The 9,013-nt window shown below is 43.9% G+C and carries 8 protein-coding genes and 4 tRNA genes; 6 read left to right on the top strand and 6 right to left on the bottom strand.

Annotated features, from left to right (window positions below):
• Nucleotides 1–23 precede the first annotated feature (23 nt).
• Nucleotides 24–659, top strand: a complete 636-nt coding sequence (locus BKK52_RS05940; RefSeq protein ID WP_077419911.1) for a hypothetical protein — start codon at nucleotides 24–26, stop codon at nucleotides 657–659.
• Nucleotides 660–720: 61 nt separating this feature from the next.
• Here BKK52_RS05940 and ilvA read toward each other — a convergent pair whose 3' ends face one another.
• From ilvA to coaA, 6 genes are all read right to left on the bottom strand, one after another.
• Nucleotides 721–2,262, bottom strand: a complete 1,542-nt coding sequence (gene ilvA, locus BKK52_RS05945) for a threonine ammonia-lyase, biosynthetic (protein WP_077419956.1) — start codon at nucleotides 2,260–2,262, stop codon at nucleotides 721–723.
• Between the two features lie 327 nt (nucleotides 2,263–2,589).
• Nucleotides 2,590–4,428: a dihydroxy-acid dehydratase gene (gene ilvD, locus BKK52_RS05950; RefSeq protein ID WP_077478242.1), complete on the bottom strand. Its 1,839-nt coding sequence runs from the start codon at nucleotides 4,426–4,428 to the stop codon at nucleotides 2,590–2,592.
• A gap of 63 nt (nucleotides 4,429–4,491) precedes the next feature.
• Nucleotides 4,492–5,001 (bottom strand): GNAT family N-acetyltransferase, encoded by a 510-nt coding sequence (locus tag BKK52_RS05955; RefSeq protein ID WP_077419909.1) that lies wholly within the window; start codon nucleotides 4,999–5,001, stop codon nucleotides 4,492–4,494.
• An 81-nt stretch (nucleotides 5,002–5,082) separates the two neighbouring features.
• Nucleotides 5,083–5,301, bottom strand: coding sequence for an acetolactate synthase 2 small subunit (gene ilvM / locus BKK52_RS05960; RefSeq protein ID WP_077419908.1), 219 nt, complete (start codon nucleotides 5,299–5,301; stop codon nucleotides 5,083–5,085).
• 1 nt (nucleotide 5,302) lies between these two features.
• Complete coding sequence (gene ilvG, locus BKK52_RS05965) at nucleotides 5,303–6,958, bottom strand: acetolactate synthase 2 catalytic subunit (RefSeq protein WP_077473730.1); 1,656 nt, start codon at nucleotides 6,956–6,958, stop codon at nucleotides 5,303–5,305.
• Nucleotides 6,959–7,163: 205 nt separating this feature from the next.
• Nucleotides 7,164–8,099, bottom strand: a complete 936-nt coding sequence (coaA, locus tag BKK52_RS05970; RefSeq protein ID WP_077419955.1) for a type I pantothenate kinase — start codon at nucleotides 8,097–8,099, stop codon at nucleotides 7,164–7,166.
• 215 nt (nucleotides 8,100–8,314) lie between these two features.
• Between coaA and BKK52_RS05975 the strand changes: the two genes are divergently transcribed.
• The 5 genes from BKK52_RS05975 to BKK52_RS05995 form a co-directional block, all read left to right on the top strand.
• Nucleotides 8,315–8,390, top strand: a tRNA-Thr gene (locus tag BKK52_RS05975).
• Nucleotides 8,391–8,420: 30 nt separating this feature from the next.
• A tRNA-Tyr gene (locus BKK52_RS05980) sits at nucleotides 8,421–8,505 on the top strand.
• Nucleotides 8,506–8,546: 41 nt separating this feature from the next.
• A tRNA-Gly gene (locus BKK52_RS05985) sits at nucleotides 8,547–8,621 on the top strand.
• Between the two features lie 3 nt (nucleotides 8,622–8,624).
• Nucleotides 8,625–8,700 (top strand) — tRNA-Thr (locus tag BKK52_RS05990).
• A gap of 104 nt (nucleotides 8,701–8,804) precedes the next feature.
• Nucleotides 8,805–9,013: GTP-binding protein (locus BKK52_RS05995; RefSeq protein ID WP_039096477.1), on the top strand; the 209-nt coding region annotated here is incomplete at its 3' end.

The raw sequence follows: 9,013 nt of genomic DNA on the forward strand, positions 1-9,013 counted from the left end.
TTTCATTTTTATAAGGAACGCTGATGAAATTTTTTAAAATTCTTTTTACCGCACTTATTGCCTACATTCCCAATGCATGGTCTGCGGTGGATTACAATATCAAATACAGCTCTAATTATTTAATGCCTGCCTATGTGCATTTTAAAGCAGACGGCGCACAATATTCGGTGAATGCCAAAATTAATATTCCCCTTTACAACATTGTTTTTTTATCTCGAGGCTCACAAACCCCCACTCAGTTTAAAATGGTGAATTATCAGGATGTGCGTAATGGCAAACCTTATGCGCTATCAAAAATTTCGCCGAGCACGATTGAATACGGCAAAGTGAAAAGTGGGTTAAAAACGGAAGCACTTAACTTACCTACTTTTGATTTATTCACCATGGCATTTCAGCTCAGTTATTACGATAAATTACCAAGCAGTTTTCAAATTACCAATGGTAAAAAACTCTACCCGATGGAAAATGTGAAGGTTAATCAACGTGAGAAACAAATTGAATACAATAAACAGAAAGTGACGGAAATTACCTATACCTTTAAAACGGGTAATAAAGATATTATGGTGAAAAAATTCGCCGGCGAACAATTCCCCCGCTATATCAAATATTCCCGAGATGGCGATGACTATGAATTGGAATTTAGTGAATTTGTAAAATAAAAAACAATGCAAAAAAGAACCGCACTTTAGGAGAAAAGTGCGGTTCTTTTTTTAGTTGCTTTTAACGCAAGAAGTAACGATAGGATTTACTTTCGGTCACATCCTCATAAACATAATTGAGTTCTTCCAGTGCTTGTTCAAATTCGGCTTGTGTGGTTTCTCCTAGTTGGAAGCCGGCAAGAATATTGCCGTAGTCCGCACCATGGGCCCGATAATGGAATAGGGAAATATTCCAGCGATTTTGTAAGGTTTCTAAGAATTTAAGTAATGCCCCTTTTTGTTCCGGAAACTCAAAAGTATACAAACGCTCACTCGGATTGGCAGAGCGCCCTCCCATGAGATAGCGAACATGGGTTTTGGCAATATCATCATCAGACATATCTTCCACATCAAAACCGTTTTTTGTGAGATCGTTGATGATCTCGGTTTTTTCCGCTTCATCTAATGTGCGTACCCCAACAAAAATACAGGCTTGCTTGTCATCGGCATAGCGATAACTAAATTCTGTGACTGCGCGATTGCCCAACACTTGAACAAATTTTAAGAAGCTTCCCGGTTGTTCCGGCATGGTAACTGCAAGCAAGGCTTCACGATTTTCGCCAATTTCGCAACGTTCGGAGACATAACGTAGTGTGTGAAAATTTAGGTTCGCGCCGGATAAAATAGCCGCCATATTTTTGCCTTCAATATGGTGTTTTTTCGCATATTTTTTTAATCCGGCTAAGCCCAGTGCCCCTGAGGGTTCAGCGATAGCACGCACATTTTCAAATAAGTCTTTCATGGCGGCGCACACTTCGTCACTTTCGACAAGCACCATATCGTCAAGGTATTGGCGACATAATCGGAAAGTTTCATCGCCAATTCGTTTCACCGCTACCCCATCTGCAAACAACCCGACATGGGTGAGATCGGTGGGTTCGCCTTTTTCAAGGGCGGCATTTAAGCAAGCGGAATCTTTAGATTCTACGCCGATCACTTTAATTTCCGGCATAAACTGTTTCAGTAAAATTGCCACACCGGCCGCCAAACCGCCGCCGCCGACCTGCACGAAAACATAATCTAAATCCGCCACTTGCTGTAGCATTTCCATTGCTAATGTACCTTGTCCCGCAATCACCAAGGGGTGATCAAAAGGCGGAATGAAGGTCATATTTTTTTCTTTGGAAAGGGCTATCGCCTTGGCTTTTGCTTCATCAAAATTGGCACCGTGCAATAATACTTCGCCGCCAAAACCACGCACCGCATCCACTTTAATGCTAGGGGTGTTTTGTGGCATGACGATTAAGGCTTTCAAGCCGAGTTCTTTGGCGGATAAGGCAACCCCTTGAGCATGATTTCCGGCTGATGCGGCGATGACGCCTGCGGCTTTTTGTTCCGGTGAGAGGCTTGAGATCATCGCATAAGCCCCACGCAGTTTAAAGCTGTTCACCGGTTGGCGATCTTCCCGTTTAATCCAAATATTATTGTGTAGGCGTTCGGAGAGTTTACCCATTTTCTGTAACGGTGTGACCGTTGCGGCTTCATAAACGCGTGAGCCCAGTTTGACAATCGCATTGATATAATCGCTTTGGCTTGGTTGTGGGTTAGTGAGTAGATTTTTCATAATACTGTTTGTTGGAGCGTTTTTTTGTCTATCATTAAATCTCAAGGTCAAGTGATGGAGTTTATTCCCTTGTACGAAAAGTGCGGTTATTTTTTCGGTGTTTTTGGAATTATATTTGTAAATATATAAAATAAAAATATCAATGAGCGTCAAGACACAGTGCGCGTCCTTTATAAAACCAAATGATTTCAACGTATTACAAGCGACGTAGTGTGCCCCACATAATATTGAAACAGCGAAAAATTAACCGCACTTTGTCGGGTGTGTGAACTGAATTTTGCACACAAAGTGTGCGTGGATTGTTGCCTATCCACACACCCTACGGTTTTATTTTAAAAGGGTTTTATCCCGCACCGCACCTTTATCGGCAGAGGTGGCGAAATGCCCGAACACTTTCAAGGCAAAAGATACCTCACGTTGGCGATTTGCCGGCACCCAGCCTTTTTCATCTTGTTCCGCACGACGGGCGGCGAGGGCTTCATCGCTAATTTTTAGATTGATTGAGCGGTTTGGAATATCAATGTCGATGATATCTCCATCACGCACTAAACCAATTGCCCCACCGGAGGCCGCTTCAGGGGAAGCGTGGCCGATGGAAAGCCCGGATGTACCGCCGGAAAAACGTCCGTCCGTTAATAAAGCACATTTTTTGCCTAAGCCCATGGATTTTAAATAGCTGGTCGGATACAACATTTCTTGCATACCCGGCCCGCCTTTTGGCCCTTCGTAGCGGATTACCACTACATTGCCTTCTTTCACTTTGCCACCTAAAATGCCGGCAACGGCATCTTCTTGGCTTTCAAATACAATGGCTGTGCCGCTGAATTTCCAAATAGATTCATCTACGCCTGCGGTTTTTACAATACAACCGTCTTCTGCGAGATTACCAAATAACACCGCTAATCCCCCTTCTTGTGAGATCGCATGCGCTTTATCACGAATACAGCCGTTTTCACGATCATTATCCACCGTATCCCAACGACAATCTTGTGAGAAGGCTTCAGTGGTGCGAATACCGGCAGGCCCTGCTCGGAAGAATTTGTGTAACTCTTCGTCTTGGTTACGAATAATATCGTATTGATCAAGCTGCTCGCCCATGCTCATTCCCAATACGGTGTGGGTATTTTTATGGATTAATCCGGCACGGTCGAGTTCGCCCAATAAGCCCATAATCCCCCCTGCACGGTGCACATCTTCCATGTGGTATTTATTGGTATTAGGGGCGATTTTACTTAAGCAAGGTACAATACGGGATAGGCGGTCAATATCTGCCATTTTGAAATCGACCCCGGCTTCTTGTGCGGCGGCTAATAAATGTAACACGGTATTGCTTGAACCGCCCATGGCAATATCTAAACTCATGGCGTTTTCAAAGGCTTCAAAAGTACCGATTGAACGTGGTAATACGCTTTCGTCATCTTGTTCGTAGTAGCGTTTGCACAATTCTACAATCTGGCGACCGGCTTTTAAGAAGAGGGATTTACGGTCAGCGTGGGTGGCAAGCATCGAACCATTGCCCGGTAAACTTAACCCTAGCGCTTCTGTTAGGCAGTTCATTGAGTTTGCCGTGAACATCCCGGAGCAAGACCCGCAAGTCGGGCAGGCGCTACGCTCAATGGCATCAATGCGTTCATCAGATACCTTCGGATCTGCCGCTTCTATCATGGCATCCACTAAGTCTAAACGAATGAGTTGATCTGAAAGCTTGGTTTTACCGGCTTCCATTGGGCCGCCTGAAACAAAAATGGTGGGAATATTTAAGCGCATTGCCGCCATCAACATACCCGGTGTAATTTTATCGCAGTTGGAAATACAGACCATGGCATCGGCACAATGAGCATTTACCATATATTCCACAGAATCGGCAATCAAATCACGAGAAGGTAGGGAATACAGCATGCCACCGTGCCCCATGGCAATACCGTCGTCCACCGCAATCGTGTTAAATTCTTTTGCTACACCGCCTGCTTTTTCAATTTCTTTGGCGACAAGCTGCCCCATATCTTTTAAATGGACGTGTCCCGGTACAAATTGCGTGAAGGAGTTCACCACTGCAATAATAGGTTTTCCGAAGTCATTTTCTTTCATTCCTGTGGCGCGCCATAAGGCTCGTGCCCCTGCCATATTACGACCTTGTGTACTGGTCGCCGAACGTAGTTTTGGCATAATCTCTCCAAGTTTGATGTAATAATAAAAAGGTTAATAACAATAAATAAGGATAAATTTCCCTTAAATGCCAAATTCATCAGCATATTGAACAACACCTTGTACATTATTTTGAGGGGGATTGAGTTCAACAGCCATAAAAAAGGCATCATCGATCTCAAAGGGTGCCGTCATTTGAAATTGCCGGGCGGGTTGATAACCCAATTTTCCATAATAATGGGGATTTCCTAATACAATAACATAGTGATAACCCAATTGTTTGGCGATTTCGTGTCCTCGCTTGATTAAGGCTTTTCCAACCCCTAGCCGTTGGGCTGTAGGTAACACCGCAAGAGGGGCGAGGGCAAGCTCGATATTTTCACCGATACGGACTTGCGTAAACAAAATATAACCAACAATTTCATCATTTATTTCTGCTACTAAAGCAAGTTCAGGGATAAATGATTGGCTTTGACGTAAATGCTCAACTAAATCCTGTTCCTTACCGTCTGAATGTTCAGCTTTGTCAAAAGCAGATTTAACCAATTGATAGATTTGTTGATAATCTTCCGCTTTTTCGGGGCGAATTAACATGGACTTGACCTCTTATATCATTTGCCCACTTATTTAATGCCATATTTACTAAAATAAGTGGGCGTTAATGATGTTCATGGTTTAATTGATGAGCAAAACATCCGGCAGTTTCGCCAATTGGTTTACCAATAAATTCAAAGGGCGGTCAGATTTTACGGTGATTTTTAACCGCACTTTTCCTTCGATTAATTCCATTTGCATCGCAGTCACCGTGAAACCTCGGTGGCGGACAACGCGTAAAATACGTTCTAAGACTTCCGGGCGGCGGTTTGCGGTGAGTTCAATTTGATAACTATTCATTTTATATTTCCTCCACCATATCCGCATTACAGGCATTTGGCGGCACCAGTGGCCAAACGCAATCATCAGGCGGAATGCACACTTGTAATAAATAGGCGGTGTCGCTTTCGAGTAATCGGTTGAGTGCGGCATCCACTTCATCTGCACGTTCAATGCGTTCTGCCGGAATGTCAAAGGCATTGGCAAGCATTACAAAATCCGGGTTGTCTTCCAAAATGGTTTCAGAACGGCGTTTGTTCCAGAATAAATCTTGCCATTGACGCACCATACCGAGGCGTTGGTTATCTAGCAGTAAAATTTTCACCGCTAAATTTCCCCGTTTAATACTGCCCAGTTCTTGGATATTCATCATTAAAGAACCGTCACCAGTGACCAAAATCACTTCGTCTTGTGGACGGGCTTTTTTCACGCCTACCGCAGCCGGTAAACCAAATCCCATGGTGCCAAAACCGGCGGAAGTGAGGTAGTTTTCCGGTGCAAAATGTTGCATATGTTGGGCTGACCACATTTGATGTTGTCCCACATCAGTACAGACCACGGCATTTTGCGGTTTACGTTGGGATAGGGTGTTCAGTAATGCCCAAGGATCAATAGGGCGATTGCCGGCATTATCCACATAGGTGAAATCTAATTTTGCTTTAAGTTCTCGAATATGCTCACGCCAAGGTTCAATATTAAGCGGTTGTTTTAAGGCATTTAGGGCTTGAATTAAATCCCCTTGTAAGGCGATATCTGCATGGCGGAGCTTATGGATTTCCGCGCTATCAATATCACAATGAATCACTTTGGCATGGGGGGCAAAGGTGTCAAGCTTTCCTGTGACACGATCGTCAAAACGTGCGCCACAAACAAGCAATAAATCGCACGCTTGCACTGCCAAATTTGCTGCTTTCGTGCCGTGCATACCGATCATCCCCATATAGAGATCATGGTCTGGGTGAATTGTACCTAAGCCTTTTAAGGTGGAAACCGATGGCATATTGGTTTGGGCTAAAAATTCACGCAATGCCGGTACGGCTTTTGCCATACCCACACCACCGCCTACATAAAGTACCGGTTTTTGGGCAGTCGATAAGAGCGATTTTGCTTGCGCTAAATTCTCGTTGGAAAGTGCGGTCGGTTTTGCCGGTGTTTTGGCATAAGCGTGGATATGTGCCGGCACTTCATCTATTTGAATATCACGTGGTACATCAATTAACACGGGACCGGGACGACCGCTTTGGGCAATTTCAAAGGCTTGGGCGAAAACATCCGCCAATTCATCCGGACTTTGTACGATAAAACTGTGTTTGGTGCAGGCAAGGGAAAGCCCAAGCACATCCGCTTCTTGGAAGGCGTCAGTACCGATTAGAGGAGATGCCACTTGACCGGTGATGGCGATGATGGGAATGGAATCCATCATCGCATCGCCAAGACCTGTGACCAAATTGGTTGCACCGGGACCGGAGGTGGCAATACACACGCCCACTTTCCCCGTGGAACGGGCATAGCCAATGGCTGCCATTGCGGCGCCTTGTTCATTGCGGCAAAGAAGGTGGTCTAGGCCTGCATCATAAAGTGCGTCATAGGTGGGCATGATTGCCCCACCGGGATAACCGAAAAGGGTGGTAACATGGTGTGCTTTCAAGCATTCCATAATGAGCTGTGCGCCTGTCATCGTGTTTGCATCCTATTATTGTTGTTTTTTTATAAGGTTTTTCATTGTAATGAAATTTTGCGGCATTGGTAGCCCCGAGGAATGAAAAAAACAAAAAAAGCACGACAATTTGCCTTGTCGTGCCTTTTATTCCGCAAAAATCTGTAAAAGTGCGGTGGCATTTCCGCATATTTTTTATGGAAAATACGGGAATTTTTAACCGCACTTATTTTCGCAGTTTGACCAACTCAACGGCATGATCCGCCCCTTTGGTCAGAATGAGGTTGGCTCGTTCACGGGTTGGGAGAATATTTTCCCGCAAATTTAACCCGTTGATATTTTCCCAAATCTGACTTGCGGTGCTGATGGCTTCTTGTTTGGAAAGGGCGGCATAGTGTTTAAAGTAAGAATTGGGATCTCTAAACGCACTTTGACGAAACTTCAAAAAACGTTTGATATACCATTCTTTTAATAGCTTTTCTTCCGCATCCACATAAATGGAAAAATCCACAAAATCCGACACGAAAGTCTGAGAGGTTTTATTTCCCCCTGTTTGTAGGACATTTAGCCCTTCCAAAATTAATATATCCGGTTGATTTACGATATCGAATTGATTCGGGATGATATCGTAGGTTAAATGGGAATAGATGGGGGCTTTGACATTTTTATGCCCGGATTTTACTTCTGCGAGAAAGCGAATTAATTTTGCGGTGTCATAGGAAATCGGGAACCCTTTTTTTTGCAATAAATCATCTTGTTTGAGTTTTTCAAGGGGATAGAGGAAGCCGTCCGTGGTGATGAGATCCACTTTTCTTTCATTTGGCCAATGGGAGAGGAGGGATTGCAGAATACGGGCGGAGGTGCTTTTGCCCACCGCCACGCTGCCTGCGATACCGATAATATAAGGCACTTTCGGATTTTGCCCTCCGAGAAAACGATTTAACACGGTTTGGCGGCGAAGGTTTTCATCAATGTAATAATTAATCAAACGGGTAAGCGGCAAATAAATGGTGCTGACTTCCTCAAGGGAAAGTTCCTCATTAAAACCTAGTAAAGGTTTGAGATCCTGTTCGGTTAATTTTAGGGGAACCGACTTGCGTAAATCCGCCCATTGTGCACGGTTAAAATGTAGAAATGGGGTAAGTTGATTTGAAATTTCCACGATTCTGATGCAATAAAGGTTTGAAAAAATATCGAAAAATATACCGTATAACCTGTTGTTATGCATTGTTTTTCGCAAAATTGTTGAAAATAACGGCAAAATTATGGCGTTTTGCTTGCAAAGTAAGCGAATAGTTAAAAAAATAAATTTTTTTGGAAAAAACACTTGTCAGGCAAACTTTTTTCCATATAATACGCCTCACTTGCTTACGATACGCCGACTTAGCTCAGTAGGTAGAGCAACTGACTTGTAATCAGTAGGTCATCAGTTCGATTCCGATAGTCGGCACCATCCTTTCGTGAATAAGTATTCATTTAGCGTGGAGGGGTTCCCGAGCGGCCAAAGGGGGCAGACTGTAAATCTGTTGGCTCAGCCTTCGAAGGTTCGAATCCTTCTCCCTCCACCATCATTTAGATGAATCTGATGGGACAGACGAATTTAGGACTTGCGGGCATCGTATAATGGCTATTACCTTAGCCTTCCAAGCTAATGATGCGGGTTCGATTCCCGCTGCCCGCTCCAAACGCTGATATAGCTCAGTTGGTAGAGCGCACCCTTGGTAAGGGTGAGGTCGGCGGTTCAAATCCGCCTATCAGCACCAGCCTTAAATTTCTCTTCCTTTTATTTAAATTAGTAAACAATTTTATTGGTTAATGTGGTTTATTTACCCATCGATAACCGTGTCTATTTAGAGGGACTCTTTAAATGTCTAAAGAAAAATTTGAACGTACAAAACCGCACGTAAACGTGGGTACAATCGGCCACGTTGACCACGGTAAAACAACTTTAACAGCAGCCATCACTACCGTATTAGCAAAACACTACGGCGGTGCGGCTCGTGCATTTGACCAAATTGATAACGCACCTGAAGAAAAAGCGCGTGGTATCACCATCAACACTTCACACGTTGAATA

Origin of the sequence: Rodentibacter trehalosifermentans, assembly GCF_002000545.1 — a bacterium.
Taxonomy (GTDB): Bacteria; Pseudomonadota; Gammaproteobacteria; order Enterobacterales; family Pasteurellaceae; genus Rodentibacter; species Rodentibacter trehalosifermentans.